At 67.8% G+C, this 24239-nt stretch carries 24 protein-coding genes and 2 tRNA genes; 10 read left to right on the forward strand and 16 right to left on the reverse strand.

The genetic code is table 11. The features are described 5' to 3' along the window. Positions 1-49 precede the first annotated feature (49 nt). On the reverse strand, positions 50-1012 hold the full coding sequence (locus tag ACLJRL_RS38050) for a rhomboid family intramembrane serine protease (RefSeq protein WP_410661244.1): 963 nt from the start codon (positions 1010-1012) through the stop codon (positions 50-52). Positions 1013-1064: 52 nt separating this feature from the next. After that, complete coding sequence (locus ACLJRL_RS38055; protein WP_410661245.1) at positions 1065-1625, reverse strand: peptidylprolyl isomerase; 561 nt, start codon at positions 1623-1625, stop codon at positions 1065-1067. An 89-nt stretch (positions 1626-1714) separates the two neighbouring features. On the opposite strand from ACLJRL_RS38055, the gene ACLJRL_RS38060 reads away from it, so the two are divergent. Then, positions 1715-2443 carry a hypothetical protein gene (locus ACLJRL_RS38060; RefSeq protein WP_410661246.1) on the forward strand — a complete coding sequence of 243 codons (729 nt, stop codon included), beginning with the start codon at positions 1715-1717 and terminating at the stop codon, positions 2441-2443. A gap of 361 nt (positions 2444-2804) precedes the next feature. On the opposite strand, the gene ACLJRL_RS38065 is transcribed toward ACLJRL_RS38060, so the two are convergent. Further along, positions 2805-3254, reverse strand: a complete 450-nt coding sequence (locus ACLJRL_RS38065) for a DUF6918 family protein (RefSeq protein ID WP_410661247.1) — start codon at positions 3252-3254, stop codon at positions 2805-2807. 168 nt (positions 3255-3422) lie between these two features. Beyond that, positions 3423-3947, reverse strand: coding sequence for a DUF2020 domain-containing protein (locus ACLJRL_RS38070; RefSeq protein ID WP_410661248.1), 525 nt, complete (start codon positions 3945-3947; stop codon positions 3423-3425). A 99-nt stretch (positions 3948-4046) separates the two neighbouring features. Here ACLJRL_RS38070 and ACLJRL_RS38075 point away from each other — a divergent pair, with 99 nt between their 5' ends. The 4 genes from ACLJRL_RS38075 to ACLJRL_RS38090 all read left to right on the forward strand — a co-directional run bounded on the left by ACLJRL_RS38075 (position 4047) and on the right by ACLJRL_RS38090 (position 8030). Beyond that, positions 4047-4763, forward strand: a complete 717-nt coding sequence (locus ACLJRL_RS38075) for a hypothetical protein (protein WP_410661249.1) — start codon at positions 4047-4049, stop codon at positions 4761-4763. A gap of 3 nt (positions 4764-4766) precedes the next feature. Continuing rightward, positions 4767-5408, forward strand: a complete 642-nt coding sequence (locus tag ACLJRL_RS38080; protein WP_410661250.1) for a pyridoxal 5'-phosphate synthase — start codon at positions 4767-4769, stop codon at positions 5406-5408. A 94-nt stretch (positions 5409-5502) separates the two neighbouring features. After that, complete coding sequence (locus ACLJRL_RS38085) at positions 5503-6780, forward strand: M14 family metallopeptidase (RefSeq protein WP_410661251.1); 1278 nt, start codon at positions 5503-5505, stop codon at positions 6778-6780. 53 nt (positions 6781-6833) lie between these two features. Further along, complete coding sequence (locus ACLJRL_RS38090) at positions 6834-8030, forward strand: SMP-30/gluconolactonase/LRE family protein (protein WP_410661252.1); 1197 nt, start codon at positions 6834-6836, stop codon at positions 8028-8030. On the opposite strand, the gene ACLJRL_RS38095 is transcribed toward ACLJRL_RS38090, so the two are convergent. After that, on the reverse strand, positions 8020-9204 hold the full coding sequence (locus ACLJRL_RS38095; protein WP_410661253.1) for a DNA glycosylase AlkZ-like family protein: 1185 nt from the start codon (positions 9202-9204) through the stop codon (positions 8020-8022). The two genes, ACLJRL_RS38090 and ACLJRL_RS38095, sit on opposite strands and share 11 nt — an antisense overlap. A 113-nt stretch (positions 9205-9317) precedes the next feature. On the opposite strand from ACLJRL_RS38095, the gene ACLJRL_RS38100 reads away from it, so the two are divergent. The 5 genes from ACLJRL_RS38100 to ACLJRL_RS38120 all read left to right on the forward strand — a co-directional run bounded on the left by ACLJRL_RS38100 (position 9318) and on the right by ACLJRL_RS38120 (position 13958). Continuing rightward, the gene (locus ACLJRL_RS38100; protein WP_410661254.1) at positions 9318-10322 is read left to right on the forward strand and encodes an AraC family transcriptional regulator; all 1005 of its coding nucleotides are present in this window, start codon (positions 9318-9320) and stop codon (positions 10320-10322) included. Positions 10323-10331: 9 nt separating this feature from the next. Beyond that, positions 10332-11183 carry an ADP-ribosylglycohydrolase family protein gene (locus ACLJRL_RS38105; protein WP_410661255.1) on the forward strand — a complete coding sequence of 284 codons (852 nt, stop codon included), beginning with the start codon at positions 10332-10334 and terminating at the stop codon, positions 11181-11183. Between the two features lie 60 nt (positions 11184-11243). Further along, positions 11244-12305: a histidine kinase gene (locus tag ACLJRL_RS38110; protein WP_410661256.1), complete on the forward strand. Its 1062-nt coding sequence runs from the start codon at positions 11244-11246 to the stop codon at positions 12303-12305. Continuing rightward, positions 12296-12955 (forward strand): response regulator, encoded by a 660-nt coding sequence (locus tag ACLJRL_RS38115; RefSeq protein WP_410661257.1) that lies wholly within the window; start codon positions 12296-12298, stop codon positions 12953-12955. Before ACLJRL_RS38110 ends, ACLJRL_RS38115 begins: the two co-directional genes overlap by 10 nt. Positions 12956-13019: 64 nt before the next feature. After that, positions 13020-13958, forward strand: coding sequence for an alpha/beta hydrolase (locus tag ACLJRL_RS38120; RefSeq protein WP_410661258.1), 939 nt, complete (start codon positions 13020-13022; stop codon positions 13956-13958). A gap of 20 nt (positions 13959-13978) precedes the next feature. Here the strand turns inward: ACLJRL_RS38120 and ACLJRL_RS38125 are convergent, their stop codons facing one another. The 11 genes from ACLJRL_RS38125 to recF all read right to left on the reverse strand — a co-directional run bounded on the left by ACLJRL_RS38125 (position 13979) and on the right by recF (position 24227). Continuing rightward, the gene (locus tag ACLJRL_RS38125) at positions 13979-14491 is read right to left on the reverse strand and encodes a YbaB/EbfC family nucleoid-associated protein (RefSeq protein WP_410661259.1); all 513 of its coding nucleotides are present in this window, start codon (positions 14489-14491) and stop codon (positions 13979-13981) included. 10 nt (positions 14492-14501) lie between these two features. Next, positions 14502-15536 (reverse strand): hypothetical protein, encoded by a 1035-nt coding sequence (locus ACLJRL_RS38130; protein WP_410661260.1) that lies wholly within the window; start codon positions 15534-15536, stop codon positions 14502-14504. Between the two features lie 8 nt (positions 15537-15544). Continuing rightward, positions 15545-15916, reverse strand: a complete 372-nt coding sequence (locus ACLJRL_RS38135; RefSeq protein ID WP_410661261.1) for a hypothetical protein — start codon at positions 15914-15916, stop codon at positions 15545-15547. Positions 15917-16107: 191 nt separating this feature from the next. Further along, a tRNA-Ala gene (locus ACLJRL_RS38140) sits at positions 16108-16180 on the reverse strand. A gap of 37 nt (positions 16181-16217) precedes the next feature. After that, positions 16218-16406, reverse strand: a complete 189-nt coding sequence (locus ACLJRL_RS38145; protein WP_061981622.1) for a DLW-39 family protein — start codon at positions 16404-16406, stop codon at positions 16218-16220. 298 nt (positions 16407-16704) lie between these two features. Continuing rightward, positions 16705-16778, reverse strand: a tRNA-Ile gene (locus tag ACLJRL_RS38150). Positions 16779-16826: 48 nt separating this feature from the next. Then, positions 16827-17510: a DUF3566 domain-containing protein gene (locus tag ACLJRL_RS38155; protein ID WP_410661262.1), complete on the reverse strand. Its 684-nt coding sequence runs from the start codon at positions 17508-17510 to the stop codon at positions 16827-16829. A gap of 36 nt (positions 17511-17546) precedes the next feature. Then, positions 17547-20069 (reverse strand): DNA gyrase subunit A, encoded by a 2523-nt coding sequence (gene gyrA / locus ACLJRL_RS38160; RefSeq protein ID WP_410661263.1) that lies wholly within the window; start codon positions 20067-20069, stop codon positions 17547-17549. Between the two features lie 51 nt (positions 20070-20120). Next, positions 20121-22088 (reverse strand): DNA topoisomerase (ATP-hydrolyzing) subunit B, encoded by a 1968-nt coding sequence (gene gyrB, locus ACLJRL_RS38165; protein WP_410661264.1) that lies wholly within the window; start codon positions 22086-22088, stop codon positions 20121-20123. 205 nt (positions 22089-22293) lie between these two features. Continuing rightward, positions 22294-22785, reverse strand: coding sequence for a DciA family protein (locus ACLJRL_RS38170; protein ID WP_410661265.1), 492 nt, complete (start codon positions 22783-22785; stop codon positions 22294-22296). 287 nt (positions 22786-23072) lie between these two features. Further along, positions 23073-24227, reverse strand: a complete 1155-nt coding sequence (gene recF, locus ACLJRL_RS38175; RefSeq protein WP_410661266.1) for a DNA replication/repair protein RecF — start codon at positions 24225-24227, stop codon at positions 23073-23075. Positions 24228-24239 lie beyond the last annotated feature (12 nt).

Consider the following 24239-nt stretch of genomic DNA (forward strand, 5'->3'; position numbering starts at 1 on the left):
CGTTACTTCTCCACCGGGTAACGGCATAGCCCACTTGGGGGAACCGGAGCTACTCCGGGTAGCAGACGTAGGAAGGCATGCCGCGGCTGGTGGCGAGTTCACAGGTCGCGGAAATCGTCTGCGCGTCCTTCCAGACGACGAGCCCGATCATCGCCACGACCACGATGGCGATGCCGCCGAGCTGCCACTTGAGCCGGTTCTTGTCCGGTGCGTACAGCAGCGCCACGGTGGCCAGAAGGCCCGCGACGAACCCGCCGGCGTGCCCGAGGATCGAGATTCCCGGCACCTGGAACGTGATGTAGACGTTCAGCGCCAGGATGACGAGCAGCCAGGTCGGATTGAGCCTGAGCTTGACGACGACGACCGTGTAGCAGCCGATGAGCCCGAAGATGGCGCCGGACGCGCCGACCACAGGGACGGCGTCGAGGCCGGTGAAGACCAGGTTCGCGGCCGAGCCGCCGAGCATGGAGACGAAGTAGAGCGTGATGAACGGGACCCGGCCCAGAAGGGTCTCCAGCGGACGCCCGACGAACCACAGGGAGAACGCGTTGCTGGCGATGTGCAGCAGCCCGAACTGCAGGAACCCCGAGGTGATGACCCGCCACCACTCGTTGCCCGCCAGCGTGGCCGGGTTCCACAGCTCGCCGTACTGGAACACGCTCGAGAAGTTGTTGTCGGACACGCTGCCGGCCTGGGCGACCGTGATGAAGAAGATGACGACGTTGAGCGCCAGGAGGATCGGCGTCACGACAGCCGTCCGAGGCGGCTGGGCGCCGGCGATGGTGCGCGCGCCGTAGCCGGCGTCGCGGTACTGCTTCTGCTGGACGCGGTCCTGGGTGCGGCCCGACTGCACGCAGTCGGTGCATTGGAAGCCCACGGACGCCTCGCGGAGACAATCCGGGCAGGCCGGACGCTCGCACCGCGTGCAGCTCAGGCCGGTCGGCCGGTTCGGGTGCCACCAGCAGCCGGGCAGCGCGGCCTGCTGGTACTGGGGATTCGGTGGTTGGCTCACGATGCCACCAACCTACCGAAATCCCCCGTAACAGGCTGCGCGGTCGGCTATGTCAGCCTTCGCGGTTGATGCTGACCTTCTCGATGACGACGTCCGCGAGCGGCTTGTCGGCCGGTCCCGTCGCCGTGCGGCCGATGGCGTCGACGACGTCGCGGGAGGCCTGGTCCGCGACCTCACCGAAGATCGTGTGCTTGAAGTTCAGGTGCGTCGTCGGCGCGACGGTGATGAAGAACTGCGATCCGTTGGTGCCGGGTCCTGCGTTGGCCATGGCCAGCAGGTACGGCTTGGAGAACTGGAGCTCCGGGTGGAACTCGTCGCCGAACTTGTAGCCGGGGCCACCGCGGCCGGTGCCGGTCGGGTCGCCGCCCTGCAGCATGAAGCCGTCGATGACGCGGTGGAAGATCGACCCGTCGTAGAACGGGCCCGAGTTCGTGCCCTGCGCGTTGGGCTGGGTGTACTCCTTGCCGCCCTCGGCGAGCCCGACGAAGTTCGCGACAGTTTTCGGCGCGTGGTCGGGGAACAGGTTCAGGTGGATGTCGCCCTGGTTGGTGTGCAGAGTGGCCTGCAACTTGCCACCAATGAGGGATCCCTTGCTTTCAGTCACGAGCTTCATCGTGCCATCTGCGGCACGATCTAGGAAAAAGGGGCACGATAGGTTACAAGCAACGAAGCAGAATCAAAACGATTGATGAGGTGAAGGCCATGACCCGGGCCGCAGATCCGGTGAGCGAGTCGGCCAAGTCCGGCACGCTCGGCCTGCGTAAACGTGCAGTGGAGGCGGGTAAGGACGCCGCCCACGCCGTCGAAGCCGCCGAGCAGAAGCTCGCCGAAAGCGCCGGTGAGTTCGCTAAGACCAGCCGTCGCGCGCGCAAGAAGCTCGCGAAGAAGACGGAACTGACCCGCAAGGAGCTCAAGCGCAGCTCCAAGTCGGCTCGCAAGGAAGCCCTGGCCAGGCTGTCCGAGCTGCGCAAGCCGGGCCGCAAGGCCCGCAAGGCGGCCATCCTGGCCGCCAAGTCCGCCGGCGAGTCCAAGCGTCGCGGAAAGAAGGACTTCAAGGCCGCGAAGAAGGACTTCCGCGCCGCGCTCGTCGAGGCGAAGTCCGCTGCCAAGGGGACGCGCAAGCGTCGTCGCTGGCCGTGGGTCATCGGCATCGCGGTGGTCGGCGCCGGTGCCGCCTACGCGCTGCGCTCCAAGCAGGAGCCGCCGGTCGCACCTGCTCCGCCGAAGGCTCCGCCTGCTCCGCCCGCCAAGCCCGCTGCTCCGGCCGCCGCCGCTCCGAAGCCCGCTCCCGCGAAGCCTGCCGCTTTCGGGCCGTCGGCTTCCGGTTCGGCTGGGGATTCGGGTCCGGCGAAGCCCGGGGCACCGAAGCCCGGCGCCCCGAAGAACGGGCACCAGGCTTCGAGCACCAGCTCCGCCGACAAGAAGAACTGACGCCTCACTCTCTTCTGCTTGTCGCGATAGGGCCGCCCAGGACCACCACGGTCCCTGGGCGGCCCTCTCACGTCCACACCGGGCCAATGCGCGTGAGGGCCACCCTCAGGGACTCTGAGTCCCTGAGGGTGGCCCTCACGCGCATTTCCTTCACGTCCTTGCCGACACCCAACGTGCCCGGCAAAGGGACCGGCGGACTGTCTCGCCGGAAGCGCGCCAGCGCGACGGCGAGACTTCACCAGTCGCGCGCCCTCTCTTGGGCCGAAGGCCCCCGTAAACGCGATGAAGGGGCGCCCTCCACTCCCAACGTGACGTTGACAGCGAACGGGCGCCCCTTCGGCGCGTTTACGTCAGCGCGCGATTAAACAGCAGCGTGCTTGTCGATCAGCTGGCCGAGGCGGGGAAGGGCCTCCTCGACGTTCTTCTTGCCGTTGGGGCGCAGCTTGCCGTAGACCTTCTTGATGCTGTCGCGGCTGCTCTTGTCGGCGCGCGCGTCGGTGACCGACAGGAGCGCGTCCGAGGCCTCGTCGCCGCGGGTGACCAGGTAGGCGCCGAAGTCGTTGCCACCCTTGGCCTTGTAGTCACCGTAGAACGGCTCGAGGGCACCGGTGAAGTCGTCGAGCAGGGCGTCGACGGCGGAGGGGATGATGCCCGGCTTGATCTTCTTGACGGCCGCGAAGCCGGTCTTCACGACGGCACCCGAAACGCCGCCCTTGTCCGAGACCTCGGCGTCGACGAGACCTTCGAAGTCGCTCACGACGGCCGGGCGACGGCCGGAGTCGAGCAAGATTTCCTTGAGGGTGTCAGCCACGAAACTTGTCCTTTGTCCTATGGGGAGAAAACGATCTTGTGTGCCGCCGAGCCACACCGCAAGGCGGCCTCCGCCGGATCTGGCGTTGCGCTGGGTCCCGCGAACCGTCGCGCGTGCGGCACAGGGTAGTACAAGATCAACTTCACTCTGACGTGTGGATACCACTACCTAGAGCTGCAGCTCACCGATAGCCTCCTTCGCCACCGTACGTGCTTTGATGCTCTGCTTCTGGTTGGTGGTCACGACAACCGCGTTCCCGCCCTTCGAGACGGCGTAAACGGCGCCGTCTCCTGACGGCTGGTAGCCGCCCTTCCAGCCGGTCGGTTCGTCGGCCGGATTGGACGTGTCGATGGGTGCCGCTTGATCCACCAAAGCCTTGGCGACGGCGGGTTCTCCGATGTACACGCGCACCGTGAGCTGCAGTTTCCCGCTGAGCGCGTAGAAGAAGCAGGCCGGATGCGGCTGGTCGGCCGACGTCTTGACCTTGGAGACCTTCTGCCCGTTGGCATCCGAGATGAACTCGGTGCCGAGATACGGGCAGGGGCCTTTGCCGGTGGGTTCGGGCGCGGGCGGGACCTGAGGCGCCGGAGTACTCGACGGCGCGGGCGGGCTCGCCGCGGGCGGCGGCTGCTCCGTCGGCCCGCAGGCCGCCAGGAACGGCACGACGAGCGGCAAGATCAGAAGACGTCGCATGGTGGTGTCCAGTGAAGCAGATCGGATCACCGCGCCGCCGCGACCATCCGCCCTGTTCATGCGACGATGGCGGTGCGTGACGGTCTTCAGGAGGCATCAGTGCTCAGCAAGGAGCAGTACCTGGGTGCGGTGGCAGAACGCATCCAGCGCAGCGGTGGCCGGCTGAACACGGTCCAGATCGGCCCGAGTCAGGCCGTGGTGGGTCTGTTCACCGAATCCGTGATGATGTCGACGATGAACTACTGCGTGGTCGCCGCGGCGATCCCGGAGATCACCGCGGCCGCGTTGTACGACTTCACCGGCCTGGCGACGCAGCACGCGCGCGCGAACGTGATGGGCACTGTCGGCTGGACGGCCGCTTCGGTGGTCATCGCGGGCCTGATCGGTGACCGCGTGTATCCGGACGCCGCGCAGGCCGCGTCGGCGAAGTCCGGCAACCAGTTCGGCGGCGAGACGCGCATGGTGGCCGTGGACGTCTCCGCGGCGCAGATGTACGCGTTCGTCGGCGGGAAGATCTGGGGCGCGGCGGTGCAGGGCTCCGTCAACGCGAAGCTGACGTTCTGTTTCCCGCAGCCCGCCGAGGTCTATCAGCAAGTGCAGTGGCAACAGGCGCAAGGCCAGCCGCCGCCCCTGCCGCCGGGTCCGCCGCCCGCTCAGCAGCCGCCTCCGGGCTGGCAGCCGCAGCAGCCGCCGCAGCAGTATCCGCCGGTCGGCCCGCCGCCCGCGCAGGGTCCGCCGCCGGGCCAGCATCCGCCGCACTATCCGCCGCCCGCGCCGGGCTATCCGCAGCACGGTCAACGTCCCCCTGGGTACTGACCGATGAACCGCACGCTCCGCGGCTGGCCGTCGTTCCCGGAGGAACTGCCGGAGTTCGACCCCGCGACCGCACCGGAGACTCCCCGCGAGCTGTTCCTGGAATGGCTCAACGAGGCGGGCGAACACGTCTTGGCGCCGCACGCCGTCACTCTGTCCACAGTGGACGCCGATGGGGTGCCGGACGCGCGGGTCGTGATCCTCAAGGACGTCGAGGGTGACACCTGGGCGGTGGCGACGAGTTCCGAAAGCCCGAAAGGCGTTCAGCTGGCGAAGAATCCGCACGCCGCGCTGACCTTCTTCTGGCCCGGACGCGGCCGTCAGATCCGGTTGCGCGGCCCGGTCTCGCCGGCCGAACCCGAGGTCTCCGCCGCCGATTTCACCGCGCGCCCGCCGGCGTCCCAGGTGGAGGCGTTCATCGGCAGGCAGTCCCAGGTGCTCGAAGATCCGGCCGATCTCGACGGTGCGGCCGAGGAAGCGCGCCAGTGGGTCGAGCGGAATCCCGGCGTGGCACCGGAAACCTGGACGCGCTATCTGGTGACGCCGTCCGAAGTGGAGTTCTGGCAGGCCAGCCACGATCGGCGGCACCGTCGTCTGCGCTACCGGCGCGACGGCGAGACCTGGCGCAAAGAACTGCTCTGGCCGTAAACGGTAACTGGGAACGACGATCGTCGGGTTGTCGTGGACGATTCACTTCGGCGACGGTGAACGGCACCTTGTCCCCCATCGTTTCGGAGGCGAAATGTCCACACGCCGTCGCATTTGGGGCGCCTTGGCCGCCACAGGGCTCGCCCTGCTGGCCGTCACGACGCCTGTCGCGAACGCCCAGACCGGCGACCCGGCGAGAGGGCTGTATTCGGTGGAGGGCGCGAACGACGCCGCCAAACGCACGGCGGTCGCCCGCACCGGTGTCGACGTCGCGGGCTCGCGCGGTGGCGCGCTGACCGTCGTCGCCACGCCCGAGCAGGCCGCGAGCCTGCGTACGAACGGGTTCGCCCTCAAACCGCTCGGCGACTTCGACCGCATGCTCAAGGAACGCAGCGACCGGGTCGGTACCGCGGCCGTCGCCGGTGACTTCCCGCCGGGCGACGAGGCGTACCACACCTACGCCGAAACGAGCGCTGAGCTGCAGAAAGCCGCGAAGGACCACGGTGACATCGCGACCCTTTCCAGCGTCGGCAAGTCCTATGAGGGCCGCGAGCTGAACCTGCTGAAGATCAGCGACAACGCGGGCTCGGACGAGAACGAGCCCGAGGTCCTGTTCACCTGCAACCAGCACGCGCGCGAACACCTCACCACCGAGATGTGCCTGCGGATCGTGCAGCGGTTCACCAGCGGCTACGCCAGTGACCCGGCGGTCAAGAAGCTGGTGGACGAGAACGAGATCTACGTGATCCCGAACGTCAACCCGGACGGTTCCGAGTACGACATCTCCGGCGGGGACTACCAGGGCTGGCGCAAGACGCGGAAGCCCGTGCCGGGCAGCAGCGCGATCGGCACCGACCCGAACCGCAACTGGGACTACAAGTGGAACTGCTGCGGCGGGTCGAGCAACAGCCCGTCCGCCGAGGACTACCACGGTCCGTCGGCGTTCTCCGAGCCCGAGACCAAGGCCGTCGCGGAGTTCATGAACTCCCGCGTGGTCGGCGGTGCGCAGCAGATCAAGACGCACATCGACTTCCACACCTTCTCGGAACTGGTGCTCTGGCCGTACGGCTACACGAAGGACGACACCGACGAGGGCCTGACCGAAGAGGAAGCGAAGCGCTTCGCCGACGTCGGCAAGAAGATGGCCGCCACCAACGGCTACACGCCGGAGCAGTCCAGCGATCTGTACGTCACCGACGGCGACGTCAACGACTGGGCGTGGGGCAAGCACAAGATCCTCAGCTACACCTTCGAGATGTTCCCGAAGGACGGCGGGATCGACGGCTTCTACCCGCCCGCTTCGGTGATCCCGGAGCAGACGGCTCGCAATGACAAAGCTGTCGACATCCTGATAAACGAAGCAGGAGCTTGACGCTGCGCGGTGGTGAGCAGTACGAGGGAAGCCCGACAAATCGGAGGCACCCGATGCGCCGAACCCTCGTCCTGCTCACCACCGCCGCCTTTTCGGTCGGCCTGCTCAGCGCCGCGTCCGCCGGCGAACAGGCCCGAACCCCGCTCGATCGCTCCGCCTCGTTCGAGGCACTCTCTTCCGCCGAGAACTCATCAGCGCAGTTCAAGACGGTCTTCACCGCTCAACTCGGCCTCGAAGGCCTGACCAGCGACAACAAGGGAAATCTCTATACGCCCGCCCGAGGTGGCACGCCCTGCCCGGTCTACCGCGTTCCCGCGGCGGGCGGGGCCGGCGAGGTCGTCGGCACGATCCCGGCGCCCTGCAATCCCGCGGGCCTCGCGTTCGACCGCACCGGCAGACTGTTCGTCGCCAACGCCGACACCGTCGTCTCCTTCGTCCCGGACGCGGCGAACCCGCCTGCCGCCACGGTCTCCGTGCGCGGGGTCCCGGGCGCCAACGGCCTGGCGTTCGACCGGCGCGGCGGGCTTTGGATCTCCGACGGCACCACCGGCCAGGGCCGCGTCTGGCGCGCGGGCACCGACGGTGTCCCGGTCGAACAGTTCCGGGTGCAGCCGCTGGTCAGCGACGTCAACGCGGTCGACGGCGTCGGCGGGCTCGGCCGCGACGTCCGCTCCGCGCCGCCCGCGACGGTGAACATCAGCCCGAACGGCCGGTCCGCGGCGAACCTCGAAGGGTCGCAGCATCTGGTCGCGAACGGTCTCGCGTTCACTCCCGACGGCTCGCTGCTGATCGCCGACACCGCTCGTGGCGCGCTGTGGCGGGTGCCGTTCGATCGCGACGGCAAACCGGCCGGCCGAGCCGGCTGCGACAGCGCGTTCGCGCTGAACACGTTGTGCCTGGACAACATCCTCGTCCAGCACCCCTACCTCGAAGGGGCCGACGGGATCGCCCTCGACCGCGCGGGCAACGTCTGGACGGCGGTCAACGAACGGAACGCCGTAGTCGTGGTCACCCGCGGCGAGCGGGTTCGCGAATTCCTCCGCAACCCGGCCGACCCGGTGACGAAACTGCGGAACGGCGGGCCGCTGGAGTTCCCGACCAGCCCGGTCGTGCTGCCCGATGGCCGGCTCTGCCTCGCGCATTCCGACGGCGGCAGGCGGGACAACTTCCCGAACACCGGCGGTGAAGTCAGGCCCACCGGTCCGAACCGCGCGAAGCTGTCCTGCCAGGCCGGTGTGCTCAAGCCCTGAGATCGGCCAGCCGCGACGCCCGGCTCTTCGGCGAATCCAGGCTGAAGCTCCGGGCGTCGCCCAGCCGGTCGCGGACGAACTCCTCGGTCTCCGCGACCTCTTTCCGAAGCGCGGCATCGGTTTCGCCGAAGACCCGGTAGACGATCTTGTTCGTTTCGGTGTCGAACTCCCACAGTCCGGCGAACCGGCCGCGATCGACGATGAGGTGGCTCGGCGGATCCGGTTGCCCGCCCAGCGTTTCGCCCGCCCGGCCGCCCGGCACCGGACGCCCGGCATCGGCGTCGTCGAGCAGCCGGGTCATCTCGCGATGCAGCAGATGGATGCCGTCGATCCCGGCGAGCAGCGCGTACGACGGTTCGGACGGCGGGGTGAACGCGGCGAATTCGTCCGCGAGGTCCTTGGGCATCAGCAGATCCGAGCCGTCGAGCGGCACGAGTTCCAGTGGTGCCACCGCTTTCTTGGCCGCCGCCGCGGTGAACCCGGAGAACCAGCGGAAATGCTTGAGCGACGCCGGTGCCGCCCACGAGAAATACCGCCGGGCCAGTTCGGTCTGCGCGGTGTCCATATCGGACAGTTCGCCGCGCGGGGACGGCGTCCAGCGGACATAGCCGTAGCGCTGCTGGTCGAGCCGTCCGTTGACCGGGACACGGCGGATGTCGCCGCGGACCTGGAGCAGGCCGAGCGCGAGCGGCAAAGTCGTGGTGGTGCCCCGTTTTCGGCCTGCCTCACCGAGATTGCGCACGGCGGGACCGGCGGCGTCCTTGATCGCGGCCGGGCTGAGCGGTTCGGCCGACGCTTCGAGCAAATCGGCGACGATGACGCACAACTGCTCGATCTCGGCCTGCGTGACGCCGAGATATTTCTCCGCGGCCGCGAGTTCACCCGCCGGTGCCCCGGCGCCGACGGTCAGGCCGAGTTCGAAATCCGCCGCGGGCAGGACGTAGGTGCAGCCGCGGGCCGCGGGCAGTTCGTGGACGGCGAGCCGGGCGACGTCCGCGTCGACCGTTTCGCGATCGAGGCGCGCTCTGGCGAACAACCCGAGGTACGGCGCCGATCCGCCGACGGAGCGCATCCAGCCGGTCCGCTCGAGGACGTCCGCTGCCGATGCCTCCCGCAGCGATCCGTCCAGACCTTGCCGAGATGCCCACCACGCGCGCAGCTTGTCGGTCGCCATGCCTCCACGGTATGGGCATCCGGCATCATTCCGCAGCCCGGCGTCAGAGACCGATAGCATGATCGACTTTGTTATTCGGTGCCCTGAATGGCCGAATTCTGGATAATCGACAGGTGCGCAAGCGGTTCTCAGAAGGCTCCACGATCGCGTCGACGGTGGCGACCGGCGACGATTTCGACGAACTCGAGAACACGTTCCAGGCGTTCCTCGCGCCGGACACGGTCAAGCTGCACACCCCGGCGCCCACCGGATTCTTCGACATCTCCCAGCTCAGCGGCCTCCGCATTCCCGGAATCGACCCGAACGGGCTCTCGGTCTACGAGATGACACTGGACTCGGACGTGGTCCTCGACGGCGAGGAGACCCCCGACGCGTACACGGTCGTCGTGACCATCGCCGGCCGGAACCGGATGGCGATCGGCCGCGATCCCGTGCCGGCGAGGCATGTCCTGACCGGTCCGGACGCGCGGTTCCGGGCCTGCTTCGAGCACGCCGACATCCTGCTGCTCCGCGTCGGGAGGCAACTGGTGGCGGACGCGATGAGCGAGCGGCTCGGCGAGGCTTCGAGGTCGACCCTGCAGTTCGACCCGGCGATCGTCGAGACGTCGGGCATGGACCAGTGGATCAGGCTGCTCCACACGTTCAGCGAAACGGCGGCCTCCGGACTGTTCGACCGATCGCCGCTGGCCGCCACGCATTTCGAGAAGCTGCTGCTGCACGGGCTGCTGGACACACAGCCGCATTCGCTGTCCGGCGAACTCGCCCAGGACCGGCCCCGGCCGGCGTCGACCGCGCTCCGGCGCGCGATGACCTACTGCCAGGAACACGCGGCCGAGGCGGTGTCGATCGGCGACCTGGCGGTGGCCGCGCGGATCAGCGTGCGCGCGCTGCAACTGGCGTTCCGCACCGAACTGGGACTGACGCCGCTGGAGTATCTCCGCCGCGTCCGGCTCGATCACGTGCACCAGGACCTGGTCGCGATCGCGCAGGGCCGCGCCGAAGGCACCGTCACCGACGTCGCGCTGCGGTGGGGCTTCACGCATCTCGGCCGGTTTTCCGGTCTCTACCGCGAGACCTACGGCAAACTCCCTTCGGAGACGGCCCGTCTAAGCGCCTGAAGGAGTCCGATGCTGGTCGAACTGGCCATCGGTGACGCGTACGGAGGCTCCTTCGAGCACGCGTACCCGAGCTACGTCGCCGAACACAACACGCTGTCGGGGTACGTGCCGCATCCGGGCTCCCTCGGCGTCCCCGCCGGCCGCTACACCGACGACACCCAGATGACGATCGCGATCGCCGAACTGCTGATCTCCGGCCGCCGGTGGACGCCGCCGCTGATCGCCGAACAGTTCGTCCGCGCCTATCACCGCGATCCGCACGACGGCTACGCGCCGCGGTTCCATCAGCTGCTCAGCGAGGTCCGCGACGGCGAGGAACTACTGCGACGGCTTCAGCCGCAGAGCGACAAGAGCGGGGCGGCCATGCGCGCCGGGCCGATCGGTGTCCTGCCGACCGTCGACGACGTCCTCTACCACGCGAAGCTGCAGGCCAAGGTCACGCACGACACCCCAGCCGGGATCGCCGCGGCGCAGGCGGCGGCGCTCGCCGTGCACTACTGCCACCATCGGATCGGCCCGCTCGCCGAGGTCGCCCGGTGGATCGACACGGTGCTGCCGGAAGACGTCGGGCACGGCGGCTGGGCACAGCCGTGGCCGGGCAAGATCGGGCCGCAGGGCTGGATGAGCGTGCGGGCGGCGTTGACGGTGCTGGCCGAGGGCGGCGGTCTCGCCCGGATGCTGCACACCTGCGTCGCGTTCACCGGCGACGTCGACACCGCCGCGACCATCGCGCTCGCCGCCGCGTCGCGCTCACCCGAGGTGGCGCAGGATCTGCCGCCGGTACTGTGGCGCGACCTGGAGAACGGCGAGTTCGGCCGCGACTACCTGGCGAAGCTCGACGAACGGCTACTGCACATCTGACGTACGCGGGATCCGCAAAACGTGGACGTGCCCATGGGCTCGCTTCGGCAGACTGGGCCGGTGAAGTGGCTGATCAGAGTCGGAGCCGTCGTCGCTTGCCTCGCGGTGAGCGCGTTGCTCCTCGTCGGCACGGCAAATCTCGAGCCTGATCAAGGGGAACGTCCGGTCGACGCGTTCGGGTTCGCCGTCGTCGCGCTCGCCGGTCTCGCGCTCGCCGGTGTCCGGCGATGGCCGACGACGGTGGCGGGGGCGGAAGCGTTTGCGCTCCTGCTCTACCTGGGGTTCGGCTATCCCGACGGTCCGGTGCTGTTCGCCGGGCTTGTGCCGTTGTCCGCTCTCGGGATCCTTCGCCCGCGAAGGCTCGCGTACGCCGTCGCGGGCGGCATGGCGACGATGGTCGTGGGCGCGAACCTCGTGACCGGCGGGGCAGGCGTCATCGATCTCGTCTTCGTCGGGTGGGCGGGCGTAGCTGTCTTCGCGGCCGACGCGGTTCGAGGACGTCGTGAGCGGGCAGTGGCCGCGGAGCAGGCCGACCGCGATCGCGTCCTCGGCGAGCGGCTGCGGATCGCACGGGACCTGCACGACAGCGTCGGCCATGCGATGGCCGTCATCAACGTCCAGTCGGGCATGGCCCGGCACGTGATCGACGAACATCCCGAGGTCGCGAAGGAAGCGCTCGAGGTCGTCCGCACGGTGAGCGGCACGATTTTGGACGAGCTGAACGCGATGGTGCGGCTGCTGCGGGATTCCGCCCCGCTCCGGCCGGCACCGGGGCTGGCGGATCTTCCCGACCTGGTCGCTTCGACGAACCAGGCGGGCCTGGACGTCACGCTGGAACTCGACGCTCCCGGTATCGGGCAGCCGGTCGGCGGCGCGGTGTACCGGATCGTCCAGGAGTCGCTCACGAACGCCGCGAAACACGGGGCTTCCAGCGCCGGTGTGACGGTGAAGGCGAGCGAAGACGGCCTGCGGCTTGATGTGGTCAACGAGGTCAACGCTCCTGGACCGGACCTCCCCGGTGCCGGGATCATGGGGATGGGTGAACGTGCCCAGGCGACCGGCGGAACGCTGACCGCGCGCCGCGAGGACGGAAGGTTCCGGGTGAGCGCGCGATGGCCGTGATCAGGGTGGTGCTCGCCGACGACCAGGTGCTCGTCCGGTCCGGGTTCGCGGCGCTGCTGCGGATGGAAGCGGGAATCACCGTGGTGGGTGAGGCCGACGACGGCGACGCGGCGGTCGCCGTGGTCGCGGAGACCGTGCCGGACGTGGTGCTGATGGACATCCGCATGCCGGGTCTCGACGGGATCGAGGCGACCCGCCGGATCGTGGCCGACGAACGGCTGTCCGGCGTCCGCGTCCTGATACTGACCACCTTCGACCTGGACGAATACGTCTTCGACGCCTTGCGCGCGGGCGCCAGCGGGTTCCTGCTCAAACACACCAGGCCCGCGGATCTCCTCGAAGCCGTGCGGGTGGTCGCCGCCGGGGACGCGCTCCTCTCGCCGAGTGTCACGCGGCGGCTGATCGCGGAATTCACCGCGCGCCCGTCGCATCCGATGCCCCGGGCCGGCGATTCGGCGTTCACCGAACGGGAGCACGAGGTCGTCCAGCGGGTCGCGCGGGGAATGTCGAACGAGGAGATCGCGCGCGAGTTCGTGATCAGCGCGGCGACGGTCCGAACGCACGTCAGCCGCGCGATGGCCAAGGTGTACGCCCGCGATCGCGCGCAACTGGTGGTGTTCGCCTATCAGAGCGGGATGGTGCGCGCCTGACGTAGCCGTCGATCTCCACAGCGGCACGACGACGCGACCCCGGCCCGCGATCGACGCTTTCCCCATGAAAATCACTATGAAAGCGGCCTTGCTGGCCGTGGTCCTTTCCCTGCTGGGCACGACGACGGCGATCGCCACGGAGAGGCCGGCTCGCTGCGCCGAGCAGCGGTTTTCGGTCCAGGTGAACGGTGAACGGCAGGCGATCGCGGGCGAACTCTGCGTCCGCGGCAGGCTCACCGCCCGCACCCCGCTGCAGGTACTGCTGCACGGCGGCACCTACGACCGCGCGTACTGGGACTGGCCGTTCCAGGCACGCCGATACTCCTATGTGGACAGTGCGACGCGGGCGGGCTACGCGACCCTGAACCTCGACAGGCTCGGCTACGGCCGCAGCAGCCGCCCGGATCCGGAAAAGCTCGACTTCGCCGCCGGCGGAGAGGCCGTCCACCAGGTCGTCCGGCAGCTGCGGCCGCGGTTCCGCACGATCGTCCTCAATGGACACTCCATGGGCGGGCTCGTCGCGGAACGGGCCGCCGAGCGAGGCGGCGTCGACGCCGTGATCGTCAGCGGTATCCCCCGCGACCGGCCCGGCGGGCAGGGCAAGGCGGCGTCGCCGTTCTACCCCGCCGAGCTGGACCCGAAGTTCGCCGGGAAACCGTGGGCCCGCGGCTACCTCACGACACGTCCGGGCGCTCGCGCGCAGGCCTTCCACTACCCGGGCACGTACGACCCGGCGATCATGCCCGTCGAAGAAGCCCTGAAGGACACCTTGGCGTCAGCCGAACTCCGCTCCGTGGGCCCCGATGCCGCGAAACGATCGGCGCCGAAGGTCCCGACGGCGTACGTACTCGGCGAGCACGACACGCTGGTCTGCGGAAACGGTGACTGCGGAGCCGACAAGATCGTGCGCGGCAGCGGCCACTCGATCAACACCAGCCTCGCCGCGCAGAGTTTCTACCGATGGACCTTCACCTGGCTGGCCTCGAAACTCAGGGCTGCGTAACTTTCGGTGAAGGCGGCCCGCTACCAGGAAGGTCTGTACCGCAGGCCTTGGTCGTAGTACTCGTCGTCGGATTCCGCCGGTCCGGACCGCTCGTCCTGGGCGGGCCCGGCCGGTTCTCCCGAACGGTCCTTGAGCACCGCGTTCCCGGAGCCCACCGGCGGCCGGCGCGAGACCGGGGAAGCCGGCGAAACGGTTTCCCCGGTCTGCTGGAACGAAGGAGTGAACCCGAGCCGCCAGCGAAGCCTGTCCGTGAGGTAGCCGGCGTTGCCGATCGGCGCCATCAGCTCCGCGCTGCGCTTCGCGGATCCGTGCTGCGCTTCCTGATAGGTCCGCATGACGGCGTCCGCGATCTCGGCGGGCGACATCCGCGACGCGGCTTCACCCATCCTGAGCCGGGTCATCACGCCGTCGGTGTTGACCGAAACGGAGACGGCGCCGTCCGGTGAGGACGCGTCCACCGACAGGGTGGCCAGCGCCTCGAGCATCGCTTGCCGGTCGTGGGCCGGCTTCTTGGGCGCCGGTTTGTCAGCCACGCTTACTCCTTTAGTCCAGTGGGAGTGGCGCCAGCTCCATCGGCGGTTCCTCGATCTTGCCGTCGTTCGAGATGTCGACGTTCTTGTCCCGGACCCGCTTTTCCGTCCCCTTGTCCGTCTGCTCCGTTTCGAAGTTGCCCGGATCGAAGGTTTCACCCGGGCTGACGTCCGGCGGCTCGGGGATGATCGGCAGGTTGTTGATTTCGACGTTGATCTTCGAAATCAGTGCCTCCGTCGCGCGGAACATCCCTTCCCTGATGCTGACGACGCCATCGTGATAGCTGTTGTAGATGCTTTCGGGGCTGTCCCCGACGATGTCGGCCTGCACGGTGGCGGCGGTGGCGAGCCCGGCACCGGCCGCGGCGCCGGCGACCTGGACTCCGTTCGCGGTGGTGAAGAACGCCGCCGCGGTGAGACCACCGGCCGGTGGCACGGCCGCGATGAGCAAGGCCGTGACAGCGGCGGCGAAAGTCGCCGCGACCGCCTTCATCAAGGCGGATTCGTCCTGCCGTTCCTTGTCGTCCCGGTACTTTTCCGCGGCGGTCAGGAAGGACGCGGAAAGTTCGCTCAGGTCGCCCCGTGCGGTCGCGATGGCGTCCCGCGCGGCAACGATGTCGGCTTCCAGCACGGTGAGTTTGGTGCCCACCCTGGCATAGGTGCTCACCAGGCCCTGGATGTAACTCTTCGCGGCTTCGGCCCCTTCACCGCGCCACTTGAGCAGCAGGACCAGAGACCGGTCGAGCGGTGCCTTCGTGTCCTGGAAAGCGTTCCAGAGACTTTCGTAGGCCTCGATCATGGGTTGCAGGCTGTTCTCGGATCCGTTGAGCTCCGCCTCGGAAAATTCGAGGAAGAAGTCGCGGACCTGCTCCTTTCGCCCGCCGCTGAGGTCCACGTCGATGCCGAACATCGGCTGGAACATGAGGTCGATCGCCGCGAACGCCTTTTCGGCCCCTCTGGTGAGGTCGTCGGTGATTCCCTCGAGGAGTTCGCCGTTCCCACCTTCGTCGGCGGTTTCCGCGTCCAGCGCGTTGAAGTACCCGTCCATCTTCGCCGCTACCCCTGTTCCCCGTACGCCGCGCGGTTCATCCGCTGTTTGTTGTCCTCGTCGGCGGATTCGTACAGTTCGGCGACGCTCGCCAACGCTCGGCTCGCGTCCTGCGTACTGCCGTGCAGTTTCGCGAGCATCTTCTCGACGGCCGCGCGGTGTTCCTCGTAGGCCGCGGAAACGCCACGCATGCCCAAGGATTTCCCGAACGCGGTGTCCGGCGCGAAAATGCCGGGCATGAGGCCGCCCGTGACCGGGTCGGGAGCGGGCACGTCCTGCCCTCTCACGCCGCTTTGGGTGGCGCTGACCAGGTCCGCGGCCTTCGCCAGTTCCTTGCTCGACGCCCTGAGATCGTCGAGGTCGGTTTCGAAATCGACCATGATTCCACCTCGCTGTCCGGAATTCCACTTCCATGTAAGCAGCGTTGACTTGGTTGGGAGCGGTGTTCGCGTACATCGTCTTCGTGACGCGGGTCACGTAGAAGAGAAGGTGGCCGCAGACTACGAAGAAAGCCCTGTTCGCGTTATCGCCGAACAGGGCTTTCTTAGCTGAACCGTCTTTGGGAATCGAGTGGAGCTGAGGGGAATCGAACCCCTGACCCCCGCCTTGCAAAGGCGGTGCTCTACCAATTGAGCTACAGCCCCGAGTCGCAGGCGATCAGGATAACCGCCTGCGGAAAGCTCAGTTGTTGCGGGACGCGTCCGCGGCCTTGGCCGGCGCGCTGCCGTTCGTGGAAACGGATCCGAGCGGACGCTCGGTGGGGGCCGTGGCCTCACGCCAGAGGTCGGCCTCAGCCTTGGCTGCCTTGTTGCGCTTGATCACGAAAAGCACGCCGCCCGCGATGACCGCGAGTGCCAACAGCTTCTTCATCAGAAGCCCCCTCTTCTCCGCCGAGTTGCTCCGCTTACCCACCGATGCTACTGCACCCTCCGCAACGAAGGACGAGCGCCCACGTTCCACGTGGAACCACCCAACAACACCTACGCGCCCAACAACAACGCACCCAACGACGACGCATCCAACGACGACGCATCAACGTCCACGCAACCCAACGCCGGGGGGCCAGGGGGCGGAGCCCTCCCTGGCGGGGGCTTGGGGGTTCGACCCCCAAAACGAAAACACCCGATCCAGGTTCGCGCTTTCCGCGAACACAGATCGGGCAATCGGGTGGGCCCACCAGGACTTGAACCTGGGACCTCTTCGTTATCAGCGAAGCGCTCTAACCGCCTGAGCTATGGGCCCGAACGAGGAAAAGATTACAGGACGCCTGGCGGCGTCCTGCAACCGGGTTCACTCTCGTTCGGAAAGGGTTACTTCGAGGCCTCCGGCCAGGTCAGCGGACACGTTGTAGATGAACGCGCTGACGGTGGCGAGGGCCGAGATGAGCACGATGTTGATCGCGCCGAGGATGGCGGCGATCCCGAAGACCCGGCCTGCGCTGATCAACGGGTCGGCCGGTGCGTCGGCGCCTTCGCCGCCGACGAGCGATGAATAGGTGCCGTTGAGTTTGTCCCAGACGCCCATGCCGTCGAGGACGGTGTAGAGGACGCCGACGGCGACGAGCCACACGAAGAAGAGTGCGACGCCGAGGACGAGGGACAGTTTCAGCACCGACCAGGGGTCGAAGCGTTTGATCTGCAGGCTGGCGCGACGGGGTCCGCGGCCGGGGCGGCGGAGCGCGGTCGGTGCGGCGCGGGTGCGGGAGGCGGACGGGATGGCGGAGGCGGGCTTGTCGCCCTCTCCGCCATCGCCGAACAGCCTCTTCGCGGCGGTGCCGCTGACGCCGTGATAGTCGGTCGCGGCCGTCGCATCCTGCTTTGTGTCCGAGTAGGCCGCGTCTTCGGTGGCGACCGAAGACACCGAGACGGTCTGCTCGCTGGCGCCGTCGGCGTCCCCGGCGCTGTCGCGTTGCCAGGGTGGGCTCGACGAACCCGCCTGCGCGCCGCCTGCTTCGGGCTTCTCGGATGGTGTCACGAGGTGTCAGTCCTTACCCAGTACGTGGGACGTCGCTCACTGCTCCGACGCCGGTGTGTCTTCTTCTCCTTCAGCACCTGCAGTGGCGACGTCTGAGGGCTCGTCCGCGTTGCGTGCGACCGCGAGAAGAGTTGTTCCTTCGTCGAGATTCATCAGTCGCACTCCCTTCGTCTGCCTGCCGGCCTTGCGCACCTGTCCGGCCGAAGTCCGGATCACCCCACCGGTGGAGGTGATCGCGTAAAGCTCGTCTTCGGCGTCGACGATGACCGCTCCCACCAGCCTGCCACGTTTCCGGTCGTACTGAATGGTGAGCACACCCTTGCCGCCGCGGCCCTGGACCGGATAGTCGTCGGTGGGGGTGCGCTTGGCGTAGCCGCCGCCGGTGGCGACCAGGAGGAACTTGTCCGGCTGGACGACGTTGAGGCCGAGCAGTTCGTCGCCGTCGTTGAACCGCATGCCGAGGACGCCGGAGGTGGCGCGTCCCATCGGGCGGAGGGCTTCGTCGGTGGCGTGGAAGCGGATGGACTGGCCTTCCGCGGACACCAGCAGCAGGTCGTCTTCGGCGGCGGCGAGCACGGCCCCGACCAGTTCGTCTCCTTCGCGGAGGTTGACGGCGATGAGGCCGCCGGCGCGGTTGGAGTCGAAGTCGGTGAGCTTGGTCTTCTTCACCAGGCCACGCCGGGTCGCGAGCACCAGGTACGGCGAGATCTCGTAGTTCGGGATCTCGATGATCTGGGCGATCTTCTCGTCCGGCTGGAAGGCGAGGAGGTTCGCGACGTGCTGGCCGCGCGCGTTGCGGTTGGCCTCGGGCAGGTCGTAGGCCTTGGCGCGGTAGACGCGGCCCTTGTTCGTGAAGAACAGGATCCAGTCGTGCGTCGAGCAGACGAAGAAGTGCTGGACGATGTCGTCCTGCTTCAGGGTCGCGCCCTGGACGCCCTTGCCGCCGCGTTTCTGCGATCGGTACAGATCGGTTTTCGTTCGCTTGGCGTAACCCGTGCGGGTGATCGTGACGACGACGTCTTCGACGGCGATGAGGTCTTCGACCGAAACCTCGCCGTCGAACGGGATGATCTTGGTGCGCCGGTCGTCGCCGTACTTGTCGACGATCTCCTGCAGTTCCTCGGCGATGATCGTGCGCTGCCGCACCGGCTTCTCGAGGATGTCCTTGAGGTCGGCGATCTCGAGTTCGATCTCGGCCAGCGTGTCGATGATCCGCTGCCGCTCCAACGCCGCGAGGCGCCGAAGCTGCATGTCGAGGATCGCGGTCGCCTGGATCTCGTCGACGTCGAGCAGGCTCATCAGCGCGGGACGGGCCTCTTCGGCCGAGGGCGAGCGCCGGATCAGGGCGATGACCTCGTCGAGCATGTCCAGCGCCTTGACCAGACCGCGCAGGATGTGGGCGCGCTCTTCGGCCTTCCGCAGCCGGTAGCGGGTCCGGCGGACGATGACCTCGATCTGGTGCTTCACGTAGTGCCGGATCATCTGGTCCAGGCGCAGCGTGCGGGGCACGCCGTCGACCAGGGCCAGCATGTTGACACCGAAGTTCTGCTGCAGCTGGGTGTGCTTGTACAGGTTGTTCAGCACGACCTTCGCGACCGCGTCGCGCTTGATCGTGACGACGATCCGCATACCGCTGCGGCTGTTGGACTCGTCGGCGATGTCGGCGATACCGGTGAGCTTGCCGTCGCGGACGAGGTTCGCGATGTTCTCGACCAGGTTGTCCGGGTTGACCTGGTACGGCAGCTCGGACACGACCAGGATCGTGCGGCCCTTGGCGTCCTCTTCGACCTCGACGACCGCGCGCATGCGCACGGAGCCGCGGCCGGTGCGGTACGCGTCTTCGATCCCGGAGTTGCCGAGGATCATCGCCTTCGTCGGGAAGTCCGGGCCCTTGATCCGGACCAGCAGCGCGGCGAGCAGTTCGTCGTCGGTCGCCTCGAAGTTCTCCAGCGCCCATTTGACGCCGTCGGCCACCTCGCGCAGGTTGTGCGGCGGGATGTTCGTCGCCATCCCGACCGCGATCCCGGAACCGCCGTTGACCAGCAGGTTCGGGAACCGCGACGGCAGGACGTCGGGCTCCTGGGTGCGGCCGTCGTAGTTGTCGGAGAAGTCGACGGTGTCTTCTTCGATGTCCTGCAGCATGTGCATCGCGAGATGCGCGAGCCGGGATTCCGTGTACCGCATGGCGGCCGCGGGGTCGTTGCCCGGCGAGCCGAAGTTGCCCTGACCGTCGATCAGCGGGTACCGCAACGCCCACGGCTGGGCGAGCCGCACCAGCGCGTCGTAGATCGCGGAGTCACCGTGCGGGTGGTAGTTGCCCATCACGTCGCCGACGACGCGGGAGCACTTGTTGTACCCGCGTTCGGGGCGGAAGCCGGAGTCGAACATCGAGTACAGCACGCGGCGGTGCACCGGCTTGAGGCCGTCTCGCACGTCCGGCAGCGCCCGCGACACGATGACGCTCATCGCGTAGTCGATGTAGGAGCGCTGCATCTCCTGCTGGATGTCGACCGGTTCGATCCGGTCGTGGTCCGGAGCCGGCGGCAAGGTTTCCGTCATGAGGTCCTTCTCGTGAGAGCAGTCCTGGTGGGACAGAGAAATGGGACGTGACTACACGTCGAGGAAGCGAACATCCTTGGCGTTACGCGTGATGAAGGAGCGGCGCGCCTCGACGTCCTCGCCCATCAGGACGGAGAACAGGTCGTCGGCCTGCGCGGCGTCGTCCAGGGTGACCTGGCCGAGCAGCCGGTTCGCCGGGTCCATCGTGGTCTCCCACAGCTCTTCGGCGTTCATCTCGCCGAGACCCTTGTAGCGCTGGATCGCGTCGTCCTTGGGAAGGCGCTTGCCCCTCTCGACACCGGCCTGGATGACGGCGTCGCGTTCCCGGTCGGAGTAGGCGTACTCCGGCTCGGCCCGCGGCCACTTGATCTTGTACAGCGGCGGCCGGGAGAGGAACACGTGTCCGTGCTCGATCAGCGGGGTCATGAAGCGGAACAGGAAGGTGAGCAGCAGCGTGGTGATGTGCTGGCCGTCGACGTCGGCGTCGGCCATCAGCACGACCTTGTGATAGCGCAGCTTCTCGAGGTCGAACTCTTCGTGGATACCGGTGCCGAGCGCGGTGATCAGCGACTGGACCTCGGTGTTCTTGAGGACGCGGTCGATACGGGCCTTCTCGACGTTGATGATCTTGCCTCGGATCGGCAGGATCGCCTGGTACATCGAGTCGCGGCCTTCCTTGGCCGAACCGCCCGCCGAGTCACCCTCGACGATGTAGAGCTCGCATTCCGAAGGGTTGGTCGACCGGCAGTCCTTGAGCTTGCCGGGCAGCCCGCCGATCTCCAGCGCGCCCTTGCGGCGGACCAGGTCGCGCGCCTTGCGGGCGGCCATCCGCGCCTGCGACGACGAGATCGACTTGTTGATGATCGTCTTCGACTCGGTGGGGTTGCGCTCGAACCAGTCGGCCAGCCACTCGTTCGACGTCTGCTGAACGAACGTCTTCGCCTCGCTGTTGCCCAGCTTGGTCTTGGTCTGGCCCTCGAACTGCGGCTCGGCCAGCTTGATCGAGACGATCGCGGCGAGACCCTCGCGCACGTCGTCACCGGTCAGGTTGGCGTCCTTCTCCTTGAGGAGCTTCTTCTCGCGCGCGTACGCGTTGACGACGCGGGTGAGCGCGGCGCGGAAGCCCTCTTCGTGCGTGCCGCCCTCGTGCGTGTTGATCGTGTTGGCGAAGGTGTACACCGACGGCGTGAAGCCGTTGTTCCACTGCATGGCGACCTCGACCTCGAGGCCGGGGCCCTTGGCCTCGAAGGAGATCACGCTGGAGTGGATCGGGTCCTTGCTGCCGTTGATGTGCTTGACGAAGTCCTCGAGCCCGCCCGGGTAGCAGTAGGTCTTTTCCTTGACCCGCGCCGCTTGGCCGGAGGCGTCCACCTCGGTCTCTTCGTCGGCGACGCGCTCGTCGCGCAGCGAAAGGGTCAGGCCCTTGTTGAGGAAGGCCATCTCCTGAAGACGCCGGGAGATCGTCTCGAAGTTGTACGTCGTGGTCTCGAAGATGTCGTCGTCGGCCCAGAAGGTGATCGTGGTTCCGGTCTCCGAGGCCGGGCCGAGGTCCTGCAGTTCACCGGGAAGCTGGTCCGTGTACTCCTGGCGCCAGCTGCGGCCGCCGTACTTGACCTCGGCGAGCAGCGTCTTCGAGAGCGCGTTCACCACGGAGACGCCGACGCCGTGCAGGCCACCGGACACCGCGTAGGAGTCGCTGTCGAACTTGCCACCCGCGTGGAGCACGGTGAGCACGACCTCGAGGGTCGGCTTCTTCTCCTTGGGGTGCATGTCGACCGGGATGCCTCGGCCGTCGTCGACGACCCGCACCCCGCCGTCGGCCAGCAAGGTAACCTCGACCTTGGTGGCGTGGCCTGCCATCGCCTCGTCGACGGAGTTGTCGACCACCTCTTGAACGAGGTGGTGGAGGCCGCGTTCTCCGGTGGAACCGATGTACATACCGGGACGCTTGCGGACTGCTTCGAGGCCTTCGAGCACCGTGATCGATGACGCGTTGTACTCGCTCTTGTTCTCGGTCACAGGCGTTGATTCTCCTCGTCTACCCCGAGCGGAAGCTCGCTCGTCGCCAGTGTACTTGGCCGCGTCCGCTGACATGCGGCAAGGACACCCCTGATTTGCTCACAGACGCGCTAATTCGTTCGAAGAAGAGTCTTGACGTTCGCGAAGCACCCTGGGCGTCTTCTCGGGGCGCTGGCGGCATAGCCGCAGCGAAGCGCAACTCGGGTCATCCGTACGTGTCACGCGGACCACGTCCTGGGACGACCCTCGGCCCCTTCTTCCAGCTCGGCGCCGTCGGTCCCTGGATCCGCATCCGCTTCACCACGCCGTGCCCGACGCCGGCCGCGATCTTCGCCAGCAACTGTCCCTGGAGCAGCCGGAGCTGCGTCGCCCACGCCGTCGAGCTGGCGCGGACGGTCAGTTCGCCGTCCTTCAGCGCCACCGGCTGCGCGTGCTCGGCGACCTCTTCACCCACAAGTCGTGCCCAGTGCCCGAAGACCTGACCGTTGGCGAGCCGCGTGTTCCAGCCGCGATCGACCGCGATCCGTGAGGCGAGCCTGCCGAGCGGCTGCGGGTCGCGAGTGTCGGCACCCGGTCCTGACCAGCGACGACGTCGCGGGCTTTGGGTGTTCGCACCGGCTCCTCCTCCGGTGATACGGCCGCGACGCATGCCCGGTTCAACTCCGCGGGCCTTCGCTTTGGCCTTCGCGGATTCCAACGCGGCGTGCGCAAGATCACGACCAGTAGTCGCTCCCTTGCCTTCGGTATCGGTTGCGCCGTTCGGTGCCGGAGGCTGTTCACTCTGCGTGTCGAACAACCCTCCCTCACTCGGGTTACCGCTCACACGGGGGGTGTCAAGCCGCTTTTCGGGCCCTTTGGTCACGCGGGGCGATAACGCGTTCCCGGTGTTATCCACACTGTCCACAGGTTTGTCCCCAGATCGGTGGGCAACTGCTGTGGCGCCGATCACCCCGGGTGTCTGCTGGTTGCCTGAAAGCTGCCCCATCACCCACGACTGATCTCACCATCGGCCACGAGAAACCTTTGCCCGGCCAGTTCGGCGGGTACGTCCTCATCCACGGCGGCGGTCACCAGCACCTGCTCGGCACCGGCCGCCACCTCCGCCAGCCGGGCCCGGCGACGCCGGTCCAGCTCGGCGAACACATCATCCAGCAGGAGCACCGGTTCGCCGGCCTCGCCACGCAGGAGCTCGTAGCTTCCCAGACGCAGTGCGAGGGCGAACGACCAGGACTCCCCATGGCTCGCGTAGCCCTTGGCCGGCGCTTCGCCGAGGATGAGATCGAGCTCGTCGCGGTGCGGGCCGACCATGCTCACCCCACGCTCCAGCTCCAGGTTCCGAGACCGGCCCAGGGCCGCTACCAGCACTTCCTTGAGCACGGCCTCGTCGGCGCGCGGCCCGTCCGGAACGCCGTAGCCCTCCGGCATCGCTTCGCCCAGGCTCGACTTGTACTCGATCTTCGCCGGGCGCGAGTCGGGCGCGACCCCCATGTACGCGGCGGCCGTGTACGGCGCGAGGTCGGCGATGAGGTTGAGCCGAGCGGCCAGCAACGCCGCCCCGGCCACCGCGAGGTGGTCGTCCCAGACGTCGAGCGTCGAGAGCGCGTACGGGTCTTCGCGCCCCGTACGTCGTTTGCCCGCCGTCTTGAGCAGGGCGTTCCGCTGCTTCAGCACCTTCTCGTAGTCGGAACGGACCCCGGCGTACCGGGGCGCGCGCAACACGAGGAGCTCGTCCATGAACCGGCGACGCTCTCCGGGATCCCCGCGCACGAGCGCCAGGTCCTCCGGGGAGAACAGCACCGTGCGCAGGATCCCGAGCACGTCCCGCGGCTTGCCGACCGCGCCGCGGTTGACCCGCGCGCGGTTCGCGCGACCCGGGGTGATCTCGAACTCGACCGTCAGTTCCCGGTCGTCGTTGACCACCGCGACCCGGATCAGCGCGCGTTCGCACCCGTGCCGCACCAACGGCAGGTCGGTCGCGACGCGGTGTGAGCCGAGGGTCGCGATGTAGCCGATCGCCTCCAGGAGGTTCGTCTTGCCGCGGCCGTTCTGTCCGACGAGGACGGTCGGGCCGGGTTCGAGCGCGAGATCGGCTTGAGGCCAGGACCGGAAGTCGGTGACCTGGAGATGTCTTAAGTACACCGTGCTGCTCGA

This window comes from Amycolatopsis sp. lyj-112 (assembly GCF_046549055.1).
Lineage (GTDB): Bacteria > Actinomycetota > Actinomycetes > Mycobacteriales > Pseudonocardiaceae > Amycolatopsis.